Here is a 17,280-nt window from a genome sequence, read left to right on the forward strand (position 1 = left end):
AACGTCAACCACCCGGAGATCGAGCCGATGATCATCGGCAAGCGGTTCCTGGTGAAGGTCAACGCCAACATCGGCAACTCCGCGGTGACGTCCTCCATCGAGGAGGAGGTGGAGAAGATGACCTGGGCGACCCGCTGGGGCGCCGACACGGTCATGGACCTCTCCACCGGCCGCAACATCCACACCACCCGTGAGTGGGTGCTGCGCAACTCCCCCGTCCCCATCGGCACGGTGCCGCTCTACCAGGCGCTGGAGAAGGTCGACGGCAGGGCCGAGGAGCTGACCTGGGAGATCTACAAGGACACGGTCGTCGAACAGGCCGAGCAGGGCGTGGACTACATGACCGTCCACGCGGGCGTGCGCCTGCCGTACGTGCCGCTCACCGCCAACCGCAAGACCGGCATCGTCTCGCGCGGTGGCTCGATCATGGCGGCCTGGTGTCTCGCGCACCACAAGGAGTCGTTCCTGTACGAGAACTTCGAGGAACTCTGCGAGATCCTCGCCGCCTACGACGTCACGTACTCGCTGGGCGACGGGCTGCGCCCCGGCTCCATCGCGGACGCCAACGACGAGGCCCAGTTCGCGGAACTCCGCACGCTCGGGGAACTCAACCGGATCGCCAGGCGTTTCGATGTACAGACCATGATCGAAGGCCCGGGTCACGTCCCGATGCACAAGATCAAGGAGAACATCGACCTTCAGCAGGAGATCTGCGATGAAGCTCCGTTCTATACGCTCGGCCCGCTGACCACGGACGTCGCGCCGGCGTACGACCACATCACCTCCGGCATCGGTGCCGCGATGATCGCCTGGTGGGGTACGGCGATGCTCTGCTACGTCACGCCGAAGGAACACCTGGGCCTGCCCAACCGGGACGACGTCAAGACCGGCGTCATCACCTACAAGATCGCAGCCCACGCGGCCGACCTCGCCAAGGGCCACCCGGGCGCGCAGGAGTGGGACGACGCGCTGTCCGACGCCCGCTTCGAGTTCCGGTGGGAGGACCAGTTCAACCTCGCCCTGGACCCGGACACGGCCCGCGAGTTCCACGACGAGACGCTCCCGGCGGAGCCGGCGAAGACGGCCCACTTCTGCTCGATGTGCGGGCCGAAGTTCTGCTCGATGAAGATCAGCCAAAGCATCACAGAGCGGTTCGGTGGCGCGGCAGCTGAGGGGGCGTCGGCCGAGGAGGTCGCGGAGGGGATGCTCCAGAAGTCGAAGGAGTTCGCGGCGAGCGGGAACCGGGTGTACCTGCCGATCGCCGACTGACTGGCGCCGAGCGTGCGTCGTCCACGGTGGGCTGCTCCACGGGCATTCCGTGGAGTGGCTCCGTGACAGTCAGGAGAGCTCTACTCAAACCCCGCTCGGTCACCACCGCGGTCGTGATCAGGTGGTGGAGCAGGGGCAGGAGCCCTGGCTGCCGGAAGTGGTCACGGCACAAGGACGATCTTTCCGCTGGTGCGCTTCGTCTCGATCGTGCGGTGCGCCTCGGCGGCTCGTGCCAGTGGGTACGTGTCCTGGACCGTGACTCGCAGCCGACCGGCCTCGATGCGTTCGGTGACCCGCTCCAGCAGCTCCCCGGAGGGCTCTGCCGTGACCCATGCATAGCGCAGGCCACGGGCGGCGGCCTGCCGCTCGTCCGTTCCCGGGTCGATCGACGCTCCGATGAGCAGACCGCCCGGCCGGAGCACATCGAGGGAGCGTGCCCCGTAGGAACCGCCGACCAGGTCCAGGACGGCGTCCACCGGCGCCACGACGGTCCGGAAGTCTGTGGTGGTGTAGTCGACCACTTCATCGGCTCCCAGACCACGTACACGGTCGTGGTTGGCTGCCCGAGCGGTACCGATGACATGCGCCCCAAGCTCCTTGGCCAGCTGAACCGCGACATGGCCGACACCGCCCGCAGCAGCGTGGATCAGTACCCGGTCGCCGGGCTGGACCCGCGCCAGCACGGCCAGCGCCTGCCACGCGGTGAACGAGACCAGAGGTACGGCCCCCGCGTGAACGAGGTCGAGATTCCTGGGCGCCAGAGCCAGTGCGTCGGCCGGCACGGCGGTGAATTCGGCGTACGCGCCGCGCTGAGTGACCGGCAGCATGCCGTAGACCCTGTCGCCCGGCACGAACCGCGTCACGCCCGCGCCGATCCGCTCGACGACCCCCGACACGTCGTTGCCCGGCGTCCACGGCAGGGTGATCAGCTCCGGCACGCGTCCGGACCGGAGAACCGCGTCACCCGGGTTTACTGCGGCACCAGCCACCCGCAGCAGCACCTCCCCGGCCGCAGGTTCCGGCACATCGGTCTCGGTGTAGGTCAGCACCTCCGGACCGCCGAACCGGAATTGGACGACGGCGTGCATATGGGCGGACATCGGGGCTCCTCGTCAATGGATCGCGGTGCTTTCCATGGTCGGACCGAGCGAGAGCCCCACGGAAGAAGGCACTTGTCTGATACCGAGGTTCTTCATGGATACCGGCTTCGACCTGAGGAAACACGGTGGCGTGGATGTCTTCCTGCGCGACTGCCCGACCCGTTCCGTGCTGGAGCTGATCGCCGGCAAGTGGACCATGCTGGTGCTGGTGGCACTTGAGGACGGCCGGCCGATGCGATTTGCCGAGCTGCGCCGACGGCTGGATGGCGTCACATCGAAGGTCCTGACGCAGACCCTGCGCGCGCTGGAGCGCGACGGCCTGATGACCCGCACCGTGTATCCGACCGTGCCACCGTGCGTGGAGTACCAGTTGACGGGGATGGGCCAGGAGGTGGGGGGACTGCTGCAGAGCATCACCGACTGGTCTCAGGCCAACATCGCTGCTGTCCAGGCTGCACGAGAGGAGTTCGACGAGCGAACCACCCGCGAACCACGTGCGGCTGGAAGGGCGTCTGCTGGTGGCGGTCAGACGCGAGGCTGACCCTTTCCTCGATGAGGATCTCCCAGGACATCCGCCGTGTACCTGCCGATCACGGAGTGACGGTGGTGTCCGGCCTGCGCCCCCTGGCCGGGGGCGCAAGCCGGGCTATTCCGGCTGGTGTTCCGGGCCTCCGAAGTCCGGGCTGGTGTAGTCCGGGCTGGTGAAGCTCGGGCGCGGGGCGGGTGCGGCGCCGTCGTCGGTGCTGAAGCCGGGACGGTCGTAACCGAGACGCGGCATCCGGCCCGCCGGGCCCGACGGGGCGGTACGGCGCAGTCCGGCCGTGCCGGAGTCGGCGGCCAGCGCTTCCCGCAGGAAGGGCAGGATGCCGCGCTCCAGCAGGGCGTCCCGCCAGGCCTCCCGGGCCTTGGCCACCTCCCCGCCGGGTTCGCCGTAGGCTCCGGCCTCCAGCGAGGGGCTGTTGCGCAGTGCGGTGAGCAGCAGTCCGGCGCCGGCCATGATGATGGCGGCCGCGGTCACGACGCCGAACACCCAGCCGGCGGTGAGCATGGTCTGGGCGAACGCCGGGGCCGGGTCCAGCATCTTCAGGACGTAGCCGACGAGCAGGAAGATCGCGGCGGCGGTGCCGGCGAGCACCGGTGCCAGGACCAGGGCGAGGGCGAAGCCCCCGGCGCCGGTGGTCTCGGCGGCCTCGCCGAGGGTGGTGGCGAGCCCCGTCGCGCCGCCCGGGCCCGGCTCTGCGGAGCCGGACTCCTGGACGGTGGCCGGGGTGGACCGCGCCGGATTGCGCAGTTCCTCGCGGACCTTCACATAGTGCTGGTACTCGGTCGCCGCGGCCGCCGTGATCAGAGCGGTGGCGTTGAGCGCCATGGTGCGCAGCTGTTCGGTGTTCAGGTGCCGGCCTGTACCGGCCAGTTCGGGACGGTACGGGGCGGAGCGCAGCGCCTCGTCGAGGATCCGCTCGTACTCGTGGCGGTCCTCGCTGTGCAGGTGCTGCGGAACGCTGTTCATGTGCATCCCCCGATGCTCCGTAGGGCTGGTGGCTCGCACGCCGGCGAGCCGTCGGGCAGAAACGGAGGGGAGCCTGCTACGGATAAACCGATGGTAGAGCCGTTACGGCACACGGTGACAGGGGGTTGCCGGAAATTGGGGGTGGCCCGTGTGTGACGTCGGGGGGTTGAAACCGCCCGGTTAACGCTCAGGTGTTCAGCGGGAGTTGCCTCACCAGCAGCTTTCCGGCCATGGTCACGCCGCCGTCCATGGCGATGGCGAGCCCGTCGGCGTAGACGTGCGGTCCCTCCACCACGGGGCCGGTGCCCTCCTCGCCCTCCTCGGAGCCGACTTCGCCCAGCAGATAGGGAATCGGGCTGTGCCCGTGAACGATGCGGGTACCGCCGTACGTATCGAGGAGGGAACGGACGGCGTCTGCACCCCCCTCGTCGCGGAAGGAGAAGCGCTTGGTGAACTTGCGGAAGAGATCCCACACCTCGTCCGCGTCGTTACGCGTGATGGTCTCGCGGACGGTGTCGTTGACCGCCTCGATCGAGTCGCCGTAGTCGAGATATGCGGTGGTGTCGGAGTGGACCAGCAGATAGCCGTCGACCTCCTCGACGGCGTCCAGCCGGGCCATCCACTGCAGATGGTGGTCCTGGAGCCGGTCCATGTCGGTCTTCTGGCCGCCGTTGAGCAGCCAGGCCGCCTGGAAGGTGGCGGTGCCCGCGCCGGAGTTGACGGGGGTGTCGCCGAACCGCTTGGCGCCGAGCAGCAGCAGCTCGTGGTTGCCCATGAGGGCCTTGCAGTAGCCGCCGGCCGCGGCCGCCTCGGCGGACAGCCGCATCACCAGGTCGATGACGCCGATGCCGTCGGGGCCGCGGTCGGTGAAGTCGCCGAGGAACCACAGCCGGGCGGTGCCCGCACACCAGTGCCCGTCCGCGTCGGTCAGGCCCTGCTCCTGCAGCGCGGCGACCAGCTCGTCGAAGTAGCCGTGCACGTCACCGACGACGTACAGCGGGCCGGGACCGTCCGCGGGCTGCGCGGCCTGCACGGCGGCCGGTTCGACGGGCGCCTGGAGCGTGTCGCCGCGGTTGATGACGGGCAGGTCGCGCTGGGTGGGCGTGTACCCGTCCGGATACCCCTCGGGGTACATGTCGTCGCGGGGCGGGACGACGTCGCCGGGGTGGGTGCCGGGGGCGTACGGACCGGTCTCGTTGACGTATCCGGGCACCCGGAAGTCGCGCAACGTCGCCGTCCGCTCCGTCTCGGGTCCCTGACCGGCCCCCTGAGTCATCAGACCCCTCCACCATCGCGCCGCATCTGCACCGCTTCGGACTGCCTGGTCGCAGCGGCCCGCGGTGTCGTGGGCCCATCATAGGAATGCCCGTAGCGCCGTGTGATGACCCAGGGGTGGTGAATCCGGGCAGTACTCCAGTTCAGCGTGGCTTTCGCCCCGGTTGGGCAGGGGTTCGACCACCCGCCGTTCGGCTGCCGGCCGCCGTCCCACGGCACCCGGCAGCCGCGCCGCCCCGATCTCCGCGCTTCCGTGCTACTCCTCCTCCGGTGCCCGCGGCGGGCTGACCGTGGTGCGCTGGGTACGTCGCTGGGAGGAGGTACGCACGATCAGTTCGGTCGGTATCACCTGCTCGACCGGTTGGTCCGACTCGACCCCTTCGATCGCGTCGATGAGCAGCTGCACGACCGCCGTGCCGATGCGGCGCGGCTTCAGCGAGAGCGTGGTGATGGGCGGCTCGGTGTTGGCGTACACGGTCGACTCGCTGCAGCACACCAGCAGCAGGTCGTCGGGGACGCGGAGCCCGTAGCGGCGGGCGGCGGCGAGCAGGTCGGTGCCGTTGGGGTCGAACAGTCCGTAGACGGCGTCGGGGCGGTCGGGGCGGGCCAGCAGCCGGTCGGCGGCGACGGCGCCCGCACACGGGTCGTGCGCCGGGTAGGCCTCGTAGACCGGGTCCTGGCCGACACGCTCGCACCAGCGCAGGTAGGCGGTGGTCGACAGGTGGGTGTACGTGTCCGTCGTGGTGCCCGTGAGCAGGCCGATCCGGCGGGCGCCCGCGGCGGCGAGATGGTCGAGGATGCCGAGTACGGCGGCCTCGTGGTCGTTGTCCACCCAGGCGGTGACCGGGAGGGAGCCGGCCGGGCGGCCGTCGGAGACCACCGGCAGGCCCTGCCGGACCAGTTCGCTGACCACCGGGTCCTGGTCGGAGGGGTCGATGACGACTGTGCCGTCCAGGGCGACGTTCGACCACACGTCGTGCCGTGAGGTGGCGGGCAGGATGACCAGGGCGTAGCCACGGGCGAGCGCGGCCGAGGTGGCGGCCCGCGCCATCTCGGCGAAGTACGCGAACTCGGTGAAGGTGAAAGGTTCATCCCCGTACGTCGTCACGGTCAGGCCGATGAGTCCCGACTTGCCGGTACGGAGGGTGCGGGCGGCGGCCGAGGGGCGGTACCCCAGCCGGTCGGCGACCTCTCTGACATGGCGGCGGGTGGCATCCGGGAGCCGCCCCTTGCCGTTCAGGGCGTCGGAGACGGTCGTGATGGAGACTCCGGCGGCGGCGGCCACGTCTCTGATGCCCGCCCGGCCTGGCCGGCTGCCTCGCCGAGAGGTTTCCGCGCGGCTCACCTGGTGCTTCCCTGCTGCTGTCATGGCGAGCCGATAGTAGGGCTCATGCGGTGGGGTAGTGCGGACGCATATGCACGCGTTGACAGGCACGTTTCTGCAAGGTCAATGTGGGCCAACTGCCTTAGAAAGAAAGTCAGTTGAACGATCCAATAGTGAGACGTGACTTGTCGGCACGGATGGGCCTGCCAAGTGCCCGATGTTTCGAAGAGGTCTCAACTCACCTGCACGGGTGATGCGCGCTACGGCGTGAGCCACCGGCGCGTAGATATATGTAGGGCGCGCCCCCGATAAATGCGCCTTCGTGCGGTGATGCCCGTGATGCCGGTGGTGCGGATGAGGTTCGTCGTTCCGGCCGCTCGTCCTTCCGCCGCCGCGCCGGCCCGGCTCTTCGCGCCCTCTTCTGCTGTACGCAGCGGCGCCGAATCCTCATAAGGTGAGCAGTATTGGATGCCGGCGGCGCGGACGGTCCGCCGGTGGTCGCGAGGAGGACTGCGGTGAGCGAGACGAGCCCCAAGCTGCGCGCCGAGCTGGAGGGTATCCCCACCTACAGGCCGGGCAAGCCGGCGGCGGCCGGCGGCCCGGTCGCGTACAAGCTCTCCTCCAACGAGAACCCGTATCCCCCGCTGCCCGGCGTGATGGAGTCCGTCACCGCGGCCGCCTCCTCCTTCAACCGCTACCCGGACATGGCCTGCACCGGCCTGATGAACGAGCTCTCGGACCGCTTCGGCGTTCCGCTCGGTCACCTGGCCACCGGCACCGGGTCGGTCGGTGTCGCCCAGCAGCTGATCCAGGCCACCAGCGGGCCCGGCGACGAGGTGATCTACGCGTGGCGGTCCTTCGAGGCGTATCCGATCGTCACGCAGATCAGCGGCGCCCGTTCGGTCCAGGTGCCGCTCACGCCCGGCGACGTGCACGACCTGGACGCGATGGCGGACGCCATCACCGACCGCACTCGCCTGATCTTCGTCTGCAATCCGAACAACCCGACCGGTACGGTCGTGAGGCGGGCCGAGCTGGAGCGGTTCCTGGACCGGGTGCCGAGTGACGTGCTGGTGGTCCTCGACGAGGCCTACCGGGAGTTCATCCGCGACCTCGAGGTGCCCGACGGCGTCGAGATCTACCGTCAGCGGCCGAACGTCTGCGTGCTGCGGACCTTCTCCAAGGCGTACGGTCTCGCCGGGCTGCGCGTCGGCTTCGCGATCGCGCACGAGCCGGTGGCTGCGGCGCTGCGCAAGACGGCGGTCCCCTTCGGCGTGAGCCAGCTCGCCCAGGAGGCGGCGATCGCCTCGCTGCGTGCCGAGGACGAGCTGCTGGGCCGGGTCGGCTCGCTGGTATGCGAGCGGCAGCGCGTGGTCGAGGCGCTGCGCGGGCAGGGCTGGACGGTGCCCGAGTCCCAGGCCAACTTCGTGTGGCTGCGGCTGGGGGAGCGGACGACCGCGTTCGCGCAGCTCAGCGAGGAGCACGGGGTGGTCGTCCGGCCGTTCCCGGGCGAGGGCGTGCGGGTGACGATCGGCGAGACCGAGGCGAACGACATCTTCCTGAAGGTGACGGAGGCGTTCCGCAAGGATCTGTAGCGTCCGCGGGGCCGCCGGGAGGCCCTGGCGGTCGACGGGGTGCGAGGTGTGCGGGGTCGCACGGCCGGAATGAGGGCCGAGCGGCCCCGTTCGCATGTTCCGGAGGGGCCGGACGGCCCAAGTGCGACCCCCCTTCGATGTTCGAGAGTGAGTGCGCCATAATGGCTTGTGAATGTGAATGCATTCACAAGCGCGTCCCGTTTGCTCCGTAATGTACGTGACAAAGGGGGCACATGCCGCTGTACCACGGCGACGTAAGGAGACTGACGACGTGGACCTGGCTCTGGCGCCGGAGACGCTGGCGCGCTGGCAGTTCGGCATCACCACCGTCTATCACTTCCTGTTCGTCCCGCTGACGATCTCGCTGGCCGCCCTCACGGCCGGCCTGCAGACCGCCTGGGTGCGCACGGAGAAGGAGAAGTACCTCAGGGCGACCAAGTTCTGGGGCAAGCTCTTCCTGATCAACATCGCCATGGGCGTGGTCACCGGCATCGTGCAGGAGTTCCAGTTCGGTATGAACTGGTCCGACTACTCGAGGTTCGTCGGCGACATCTTCGGTGCTCCACTCGCCTTCGAGGCACTGATCGCCTTCTTCTTCGAGTCCACCTTCATCGGGCTGTGGATCTTCGGCTGGGACAAGCTGCCCAAGAAGATCCACCTGGCCTGCATATGGATGGTCTCCATCGGCACGATCCTGTCCGCGTACTTCATCCTCGCGGCCAACTCGTGGATGCAGCACCCCGTCGGCTACAAGATCGACAAGGCGAAGGGGCGGGCCGAACTCACCGACTTCTGGGCCGTCCTCACCCAGAACACCGCGCTGGCCCAGGCCTTCCACACGCTGAGCGCCTGTTTCCTCACCGGCGGCGCGTTCATGGTCGGCATCGCCGCCTTCCACTTGTTCCGCAAGAAGCACATCGGCGTGATGAAGACCTCGCTGCGGCTCGGCCTGATCACCGTGGTCATCGGCGGTCTGCTCACCGCGGTCAGCGGCGACACTCTCGGCAAGGTCATGTTCAAGCAGCAGCCCATGAAGATGGCCGCCGCCGAAGCCCTGTGGGACGGCCAGAACTCGGCCCCGTTCTCGATCTTCGCCTACGGCGACGTGAGCAAGGGCCACAACACCGTCGAGCTCTCCGTCCCGGGCGTGCTGTCGTTCCTCGCCGACGACGACTTCAACTCGTACGTGCCCGGTATCAACGACACCAACAAGGCCGAGCAGCAGAAGTACGGCGCCGGCGACTACCGGCCCATCATCCCGGTCACCTTCTGGGCGTTCCGCTGGATGATCGGCTTCGGTATGGCGTCCTTCGCCATCGGCCTCGCCGGACTCTGGCTGACCCGCAAGAAGTTCATGCTGCCGCAGCACCTGCGGGTCGGTGAGGACGAGGTGCCGAACCTGGTCCTCTTCAGGAACAAGGCCCTCAGCCCCAGGCTCGGCAGGCTGTACTGGCTGGTGGCGATATGGACGCTGGGCTTCCCGCTGATAGCCAACTCCTGGGGCTGGATCTTCACCGAGATGGGCCGTCAGCCCTGGGTCGTCTACGGCGTGCTGCAGACCCGCGCCGCGGTCTCCCCCGGTGTCTCCCAGACCGAGATCCTCATCTCGATGATCACCTTCACCGCGCTCTACGCCGTTCTCGCGGTCGTCGAGGTCAAGCTGCTCGTGAAGTACGTGAAGGCGGGCCCGCCCGAGCTCACCGAGGACGATCTCAACCCGCCCACGAAGATCGGCGGCGAGGCCCGTGACGCCGACAAGCCGATGGCCTTCTCGTACTAGGCCGAGGGAGACGCAGTCATGGAACTTCACGACGTCTGGTTCGTCCTGATCGCCGTCCTGTGGACCGGCTACTTCTTCCTGGAGGGATTCGACTTCGGGGTCGGCATCCTCACCAAGCTGCTCGCTCGGGACCGCCTGGAGAAGCGGGTGCTGATCAACACGATCGGCCCGGTCTGGGACGGCAACGAGGTGTGGCTGCTCACCGCGGGCGGCGCCACCTTCGCCGCCTTCCCCGAGTGGTACGCCACACTCTTCTCCGGCTTCTACCTGCCCCTGCTGGTCATCCTGGTCTGCCTGATCGTCCGGGGCGTCGCCTTCGAGTACAGGGCCAAGCGGCCCGAGGAGAAGTGGCAGCGCAACTGGGAGACCGCGATCTTCTGGACCTCGCTGATCCCGGCGTTCCTGTGGGGCGTGGCCTTCGGGAACATCGCGCACGGTGTCAAGATCGACCGGAACTTCGAGTACGTCGGAACCGTCTGGGACCTGCTCAACCCGTACGCCCTGCTCGGCGGACTGGTGACGCTGACCCTGTTCACCTTCCACGGCTCGGTCTTCACCGCGCTCAAGACGGTCGGTGACATCCGGGTACGGGCGCGGAAGCTGGCGACCAAGGTCGGTGTCCTCACCGCCGCACTGGCGCTGGTCTTCCTGGTGTGGACCCAGGTCGACAGCGGTGACGGCAAGAGCCTGGTGGCACTGGTCGTCGCGGTCGCCGCGCTGGTGGCCGCTCTCGGGGCGAATCTGCGGGGCCGTGAGGGATGGGCGTTCGCCCTCTCCGGCGTGACCATCGTGGCCGCCGTGGCGATGCTCTTCCTGTCACTCTTCCCGAACGTCATGCCGTCGTCGCTCAACGGGGAGTGGAGCCTCACGGTCACCAACGCCTCGTCGAGCCCGTACACCCTGAAGATCATGACGTGGCTCGCGGCGATCGCGACGCCGCTCGTCCTGCTTTACCAGGGGTGGACCTACTGGGTGTTCCGCAAGCGGATCGGTACGCAGCACATCGCGACCGAAGCCGCACACTGAGTCCGAGGGTGGGGTGTTTCACGTGAAACCAATTGATCCCCGTCTGCTGCGTTACGCCCGTGCCACCCGCCTCTTCCTGGTGGCCGTCGTCGGCCTCGGTGCCGTCGGGGCCGGACTGGTCATCGCCCAGGCCATGCTCATCGCCGACGTGGTGGTCGGCGCCTTCCAGCATGGCCACTCGGTCTCCGAACTCCGCACTCCCCTGCTGCTGTTGGTCGCCGTGGCCGTCGGCCGGGCGGTGGTCTCCTGGCTCACCGAGCTTGCCGCGCACCGGGCGAGCGCCGCGGTCAAGTCCGAGCTGCGTGGCCGACTCCTCGACCGGGCGGTGGCACTCGGTCCCGGCTGGCTGAGCGATCAGCGGACCGGTTCGCTGGTCACGCTTGCCACGCGCGGTGTCGATGCCCTGGACGACTACTTCTCCCGCTACCTGCCGCAGTTGGGGCTGGCGGTGGTCGTGCCGGTCGCGGTGCTGGCGCGGATCGTCACCGAGGACTGGGTGTCCGCGGCGATCATCGTCGGGACCCTGCCGCTGATCCCGCTCTTCATGGTCCTGATCGGCTGGGCCACCCAGTCCCGGACGGACCGGCAGTGGCGGCTGCTGTCCCGGCTCTCCGGCCACTTCCTGGACGTGGTCGCCGGGCTGCCCACGCTGAAGGTGTTCGGCCGGGCCAAGGCACAGGCCGAGTCCATCCGCCGGATCACCGGCGAGTACCGGCAGGCGACCATGCGGACGCTGCGGATCGCCTTCCTCTCCTCGTTCGCGCTGGAACTGCTCGCCACGCTGTCGGTGGCGCTGGTCGCCGTGACCATCGGCATGCGGCTCGTCCACGGCGACATGGACCTGTACATCGGGCTGGTCATCCTGGTGCTGGCGCCCGAGGCGTATCTGCCGTTGCGACAGGTGGGAGCCCAGTTCCACGCGGCGGCTGAGGGGCTGGCGGCTGCGGAGGAGATCTTCGCGGTGCTGGAGACGCCGGCACCGGCTTCCGGGGCCGGTGCGGTGCCCAGCGGCGCTGCCCTCGTCTTCGACGGCGTGACGGTCCGCTACCCGGGACGCTCGGCGGACGCGGTGACCGATGTGTCGTTCACAGTCGAACCCGGGGAGACCGTCGCGCTGGTCGGTCCGAGCGGTGTGGGCAAGTCGACGCTGCTCAACGTCCTGCTGGGGTTCGTGCGGCCGACACAGGGGCGGGTACGGATCGGCAACGCCGAACTCGCCGACGTCGACCTGGCGGAGTGGCGGTCGCGGATCGCCTGGGTGCCGCAGCGGCCGCATCTGTACGCCGGGACGATCGCCGAGAACGTACGGCTCGCGCGTCCCGACGCGGACGACGACGCCGTACGGCGGGCGTTGCGGGACGCCGGGGCGCTGGAGTTCGTGGAGGCGCTGCCGGAGGGCGCGGGGACGGTCCTCGGCGAGGACGGGGCCGGTCTGTCGGCGGGGCAGCGGCAGCGGCTGGCGCTGGCGCGGGCGTTCCTCGCCGACCGGCCCGTGCTGTTGCTGGATGAGCCGACGGCTGCGCTGGACGGGGTGACCGAGGGGGAGGTCGTGGCAGCGGTACGGCGGCTCTCCGAGGGGCGCACCGTGTTGCTGGTGGTGCATCGGCCGGCGCTGCTGTCGGCGGCGGACCGGGTGGTGCGGCTCTCCGGCGGCGAGGCTCCCAGGGGGCTCCGCACCCTGGACCCCCAGAGCCATCGCCCCACCCGAATCGGTCAACGGGAAGGCGAGGTCGCGGAGGGGCTCGGTGGGCTGGGAGGCGAGGGCGCAGGTCGGCTCGGTGGGATGGGTAGTGCTCGGTTGGGCGGCTCCGGGGCGTCGGGGGCCGGGCGTCGGCGGAGTGTTCTCGGCCGGGTTCGGGCTGCCTCCGGGGCGCGGCGGGGGCGGTTGCTGCTCGCTCTTCTGCTCGGGGCTCTTGCGCTCGGCAGTGCCGTGGGGCTGATGGCGACCTCCGGGTGGTTGATCTCGCGGGCCTCTCAGCAGCCGCCGGTGCTGTATCTGATGGTTGCGGTGACGGCCACGCGGGCCTTCGGGATCGGGCGGGCCGTGTTCCGGTACGGCGAGCGGCTGGTGTCGCACGACGCGGTGCTGCGGATGCTGGCCGACACGCGGGTCGCCGTGTACCGGCGGCTGGAGCGGCTCGCGCCCGCCGGGCTGCGGGCGACCAGACGGGGCGATCTGCTCAGCCGACTGGTCGCCGATGTGGACACCCTTCAGGACTACTGGCTGCGGTGGCTGCTTCCGGTCGGGGCCGCGGTGGCGGTGTCCGCCGGGGCCGTGGGCTTCACGGCCTGGTTGTTGCCCGAGGCCGGAGCGGCGCTCGCCGCAGGGCTGCTCGCAGCCGGTGCCGGCGTCCCGCTGGTGACCTCGGCGGTGGCCCGGCGCGCCGAACACCGGTTGGCACCGGCCCGCGGGCTGCTCGCCACCCGGGTGACCGACCTGCTCACCGGCACCGCCGAACTGACCGTCGCCGGCGCGCTGCCCGCCCGCACCGACGCGGTCAGGCGGGCCGACGGCACGCTCACCCGCATCGCGTCGCGAGGGGCCACGGCTACCGCACTAGGCGACGGGCTGACCGCGCTGCTGACCGGCCTGACCGTCGTGGCCGCCGCGCTGCTGGGCGCCCAGGGGGTCGCCGACGGCCGACTGGACGGCGTGGCGATGGCGGTCGTCGTGCTCACTCCGCTGGCCGCCTTCGAGGCCGTGCTCGGTCTGCCACTTGCCGTGCGGCACCGGCAGCGGGTGCGCAGGAGCGCCGAGCGCATCTACGAGGTGCTGGACGCGCCCGAGCCCGTGCGGGAGCCGGAGCGACCGCGTCAGGCGCCCGCCGCGCCCTTCCCCGTCGTACTGAAGGGGCTGACGGCCCGGTACCCGGGGCAGGCGCGGGACGCGCTCGGCGGGCTCGACCTCACCCTGCACGAGGGGCGCAGGGTCGCCGTGGTCGGTGCCTCCGGCGCCGGCAAGTCGACCCTGGCCCAGGTCCTGCTGCGGTTCCTCGACCCGGCCGCGGGCTCCTACACGCTCGCCGGCGTGGACGCGTACGGCCTGGACAGCGACGACGTGCGGCGGCTTATCGGGCTGTGCGCCCAGGACGCGCACCTCTTCGACAGTTCCGTGCGGGAGAACCTGCTGCTCGCCCGGAAGGACGCCACCGAGGAGGATCTGCGGGACGCGCTGGGCCGGGCCCGGCTCCTCGACTGGGTGGACGGGCTGCCCGACGGACTCGACACCCTGGTCGGCGAGCACGGGGCACGGCTGTCCGGCGGGCAGCGGCAGCGGCTGGCCCTCGCCAGGGCGCTGCTCGCCGACTTCCCGGTGCTCGTGCTGGACGAGCCGGCCGAGCATCTCGACCTGCCCACCGCGGACGCGCTCACCGCGGACCTGCTGGCCGCCACCGAGGGCCGTACGACGCTGCTCGTCACGCACCGGCTGGCGGGCCTGGAGGCCGTGGACGAGGTGATCGTCCTCGACGCGGGCCGGGTGGTGCAGCGCGGGAGCTACGCGGAGCTCGCCGCCGCGGCCGGACCGCTGCGCGACATGGCGGAGCGGGAGGCGGCGACGGAGTCGCTGGTCGGAGCGCGGTAGCCCGGCACAGCGGGCCGTCTCAGCCGCGCGCGGCCAGCAGCTGCTCGATCACGACGGCCACCCCGTCCTCGTTGTTGGCGACCGTGCGGCCGGAGGCGGCGGCGACGGCGGCGGGGTGGGCGTTGCCCATGGCGTAGGACTGGCCGGCCCAGGTCAGCATCTCGACGTCGTTGGGCATGTCCCCGAAGGCGACGACCTCCTCGTGCGAGATGCCGCGTTCGGCACACTCCAGGGCGAGTGTGCTCGCCTTGGAGACGCCCGGGCCACTGATCTCCAGCAGGGCGCTGGGGCTGGACCGGGTGACGGTGGCGCGGTCGCCGACGGCGAGGCGGGCGAGGGTGAGGAAGGCGTCGGGGTCGAGGTCGGGGTGGTAGGCGAGGATCTTGAGCACGGGCTCGCCGGCGCTCGGACCGTCGGCCGCGAGGATCTCCTCGGCGGCCAGCAGGTGGTCCGGTATCTCCAGGTGCAGCTTGGGATAGGCCGGTTCCTGGTGGAAGCCGTACGTCTGCTCGATCGCGTACACCGTGCCGGGCGCGGCCTCGCGCAGCAGCCGTACGGCATCCACGGCGTTCTCCCGGGCCAGGTCGCGCACCTTCACGAAGCGGTGGGCGCCGGGGCCGCCGTGCAGGTCGACCACGGCCGCGCCGTTGCCGCAGATCGCCAGGCCGTGGCCGTGGACGTGGTCGCTGACGACGTCCATCCAGCGGGCCGGGCGGCCGGTGACGAAGAAGACCTCGATACCCGCCTCCTCGGCGGCGGCCAGAGCGGCGACCGTCCTAGGGGAGACCGACTTGTCGTCGCGCAGCAGGGTGCCGTCGAGATCGGTGGCGATCAGGCGGGGCGGGGTCGCGAAGGCGGGGGTCTCGGGCTGTCGGGTCGCTGAGGTCACCGGGCCATTCTGGCGCATATGCCCGCACGGCCGGGCGGCCGGGCGCACAGATGAGACACAGGCGACTCCGAAGCGTCCTCGGCCGTCTCAGCCGAGTTGGGCCGGAGCCTCCATGGCGATCTGCTCGAAGACCTTCTGCTCGGCCGCGAAGTCCGAGTCGGGGATGGGCCAGTGGATCACCAGCTCGGTGAAGCCCAGCTCCTGGTGGCGGCCGGCGAAGTCCACGAAGGCGTCCAGGGACTCCAGGGGGCGGCCACGGTCCGGGGTGAACCCGGTGAGGAGGATCTTGTCCAGTTCGGCCACGTCCCGGCCGATCGCCGCGCAGGTCTCGGCGAGCTTCCCCAGCTGCCCGCGCAGCGCCTCGGCCGACTGCTCGGGCGTGCCGTCCTCGTACAGCTTCGGGTCGCCGGTGGTCACCCACGCCTGGCCGTACCGCGCGGCCAGCTTCAGCCCGCGCGGTCCGGTGGCGGAGACCGCGAAGGGCAGCCGGGGCCGCTGCACACAGCCCGGGATGTTGCGTGCCTCGTGGGCCGAGTAGAACTCGCCCTCGGACGTCACGGACTCCTCGGTGAGCAGCCGGTCCAGCAGCGGCACGAACTCGGCGAACCGGTCGGCGCGCTCGCGCGGGGTCCACGGCTCCTGGCCCAGCGCGGTGGCGTCGAAGCCGTTGCCGCCCGCGCCGATGCCGAGGGTGACGCGGCCGCCGGAGATGTCGTCGAGGGAGATCAGCTCCTTGGCGAGGGGCACCGGATGCCGGAAGTTCGGCGAGCCCACTGCATGCTCATACCATCGGTCCCATGCGACGACCCAGGCCCCACGAGCCGACCATAACCCCAGGTGAGCCAGCGGCTCTCTACTGCCGGATATCCCAGGCGGACGACGACGACCAGACCGGCGTCGATCGGCAGGAACGTATCTGCCGGGAAATCGCCGAGCGCCGGGGCCTCACCATCGACCCCGCCCACGTCTTCGTCGACAACAGCCGCTCGGCATGGAGTCGGGGCCGCAAGCGGCCGGGTTGGGACCAGCTTCTCGAACGCGCCCAGCGGCGCGAGTTCCGGCACGTCATCGCGTACCACCCCGACCGGCTGATGCGGCAGCCCAGGGACCTGGAGGAGCTGCTCCAGGTCTCGGACGAGCACCAGATCATGCTGCACGGCGAGGCGAACCGGCGGAATCTGTCAGACCCCGACGACCGGTTCATCCTGCGCATCGAGGTCGCCCATGCCTGCCGTTCGTCCGACGACACCTCGCGGCGGCTGAAGTCGGCGTTGAAGGAGCGCGCCGAGACTGGCCTCCCCCACTCGGGCAAACGTCGCTTCGGATACGAGGCCGACGGCATGACCATCAGGGAGGACGAGGCCGAGATCGTCCGCGAGGTCTTCGACCGCTACCTCAAGGGGCAGAGTCCGAGCGCGATCGCGCTGGTGCTCCACAAGCGCGGCATCAAGACTGTGTACGACAAGGAGTGGACGCAGGGCACGGTCCGCGCCCTCCTCGACTCCCGCCACGTCGCCGGCATCCGCATGCACCAGGGCGAGGAGGTCGGCCCGGGCAAGTGGCCCGCGATCATCGACCAGGGGACGTGGGAGGAGACGCGGGCCCGGCGCGAGTACCGGTCCGCGATCCACCAGACCAATCTGGAGCTGCGGCGCTTCTACCTCCTGCGCGGCCTGGTCATGTGCTCGCGCTGCGGCACTCTCATGTCCGGTACGAAGGTCGGCGCAGTGCCGTCGTACCTGTGCACGCGCAAGAGCCGCAACGGCGACAAGAAGTGCGTGCGCCGGATTGCCGCGGTGAAGCTGGAGGAGTTCGTCACGGAGGCCGCCATCGATCTGCTCGGCAGGCTCACGGTCTCCGGGAAGCTCGCGTCGACCGCGCTGCCGGACGCGGCGGCGGAGTCCGTCGAGGCCGACCAGCGGCAACTCG

12 protein-coding genes and 1 pseudogene are annotated in these 17,280 nt (G+C 70.1%); 7 read left to right on the forward strand and 6 right to left on the reverse strand.

All coding sequences use genetic code 11. From position 1 onward, the window contains the following. On the forward strand, positions 1–1,269 hold a 1,269-nt coding region (gene thiC / locus JF597_RS03565), incomplete at its 5' end, for a phosphomethylpyrimidine synthase ThiC (RefSeq protein WP_293988582.1). A 161-nt stretch (positions 1,270–1,430) separates the two neighbouring features. Here thiC and JF597_RS03570 read toward each other — a convergent pair. After that, the gene (locus tag JF597_RS03570; protein ID WP_293988584.1) at positions 1,431–2,369 is read right to left on the reverse strand and encodes an NADP-dependent oxidoreductase; all 939 of its coding nucleotides are present in this window, start codon (positions 2,367–2,369) and stop codon (positions 1,431–1,433) included. A gap of 94 nt (positions 2,370–2,463) precedes the next feature. On the opposite strand from JF597_RS03570, the gene JF597_RS03575 reads away from it, so the two are divergent. After that, positions 2,464–2,910, forward strand: coding sequence for a helix-turn-helix domain-containing protein (locus JF597_RS03575; protein ID WP_293988587.1), 447 nt, complete (start codon positions 2,464–2,466; stop codon positions 2,908–2,910). A 105-nt stretch (positions 2,911–3,015) separates the two neighbouring features. On the opposite strand, the gene JF597_RS03580 is transcribed toward JF597_RS03575, so the two are convergent. From JF597_RS03580 to JF597_RS03590, 3 genes are all read right to left on the reverse strand, one after another. Next, positions 3,016–3,885 (reverse strand): hypothetical protein, encoded by an 870-nt coding sequence (locus tag JF597_RS03580; RefSeq protein WP_293988590.1) that lies wholly within the window; start codon positions 3,883–3,885, stop codon positions 3,016–3,018. Between the two features lie 181 nt (positions 3,886–4,066). Next, a complete protein-coding gene (locus tag JF597_RS03585) occupies positions 4,067–5,155 on the reverse strand; it encodes a metallophosphoesterase (RefSeq protein ID WP_293988592.1) in 1,089 nt (362 codons plus the stop codon). Between the two features lie 255 nt (positions 5,156–5,410). Further along, the gene (locus tag JF597_RS03590; RefSeq protein ID WP_293988594.1) at positions 5,411–6,523 is read right to left on the reverse strand and encodes a LacI family DNA-binding transcriptional regulator; all 1,113 of its coding nucleotides are present in this window, start codon (positions 6,521–6,523) and stop codon (positions 5,411–5,413) included. A 470-nt stretch (positions 6,524–6,993) separates the two neighbouring features. Between JF597_RS03590 and hisC the strand changes: the two genes are divergently transcribed. The 4 genes from hisC to cydD all read left to right on the forward strand — a co-directional run bounded on the left by hisC (position 6,994) and on the right by cydD (position 14,462). Further along, the gene (gene hisC, locus JF597_RS03595; protein WP_293988596.1) at positions 6,994–8,073 is read left to right on the forward strand and encodes a histidinol-phosphate transaminase; all 1,080 of its coding nucleotides are present in this window, start codon (positions 6,994–6,996) and stop codon (positions 8,071–8,073) included. A 271-nt stretch (positions 8,074–8,344) separates the two neighbouring features. Continuing rightward, positions 8,345–9,853 (forward strand): cytochrome ubiquinol oxidase subunit I, encoded by a 1,509-nt coding sequence (locus JF597_RS03600; RefSeq protein WP_293988598.1) that lies wholly within the window; start codon positions 8,345–8,347, stop codon positions 9,851–9,853. Positions 9,854–9,871: 18 nt separating this feature from the next. Next, positions 9,872–10,879: a cytochrome d ubiquinol oxidase subunit II gene (gene cydB / locus JF597_RS03605; protein ID WP_293988601.1), complete on the forward strand. Its 1,008-nt coding sequence runs from the start codon at positions 9,872–9,874 to the stop codon at positions 10,877–10,879. Between the two features lie 22 nt (positions 10,880–10,901). Next, a complete protein-coding gene (gene cydD / locus JF597_RS03610) occupies positions 10,902–14,462 on the forward strand; it encodes a thiol reductant ABC exporter subunit CydD (protein WP_293988603.1) in 3,561 nt (1,186 codons plus the stop codon). A 19-nt stretch (positions 14,463–14,481) separates the two neighbouring features. On the opposite strand, the gene JF597_RS03615 is transcribed toward cydD, so the two are convergent. Together JF597_RS03615 and JF597_RS03620 are read right to left on the reverse strand one after the other, a co-directional pair. Then, positions 14,482–15,369 (reverse strand): HAD-IIB family hydrolase, encoded by an 888-nt coding sequence (locus tag JF597_RS03615; RefSeq protein WP_293988605.1) that lies wholly within the window; start codon positions 15,367–15,369, stop codon positions 14,482–14,484. Between the two features lie 69 nt (positions 15,370–15,438). Continuing rightward, a pseudogene (locus JF597_RS03620) lies at positions 15,439–16,119 on the reverse strand (LLM class flavin-dependent oxidoreductase); the annotation flags it as partial. A gap of 29 nt (positions 16,120–16,148) precedes the next feature. On the opposite strand from JF597_RS03620, the gene JF597_RS03625 reads away from it, so the two are divergent. Further along, the coding region (locus JF597_RS03625; protein WP_293988607.1) for a recombinase family protein at positions 16,149–17,280 on the forward strand (1,132 nt) is incomplete at its 3' end.

The sequence above is a fragment of the Streptomyces sp. genome (assembly GCF_019510245.1).
In the GTDB taxonomy this organism is placed as follows: domain Bacteria; phylum Actinomycetota; class Actinomycetes; order Streptomycetales; family Streptomycetaceae; genus Streptomyces.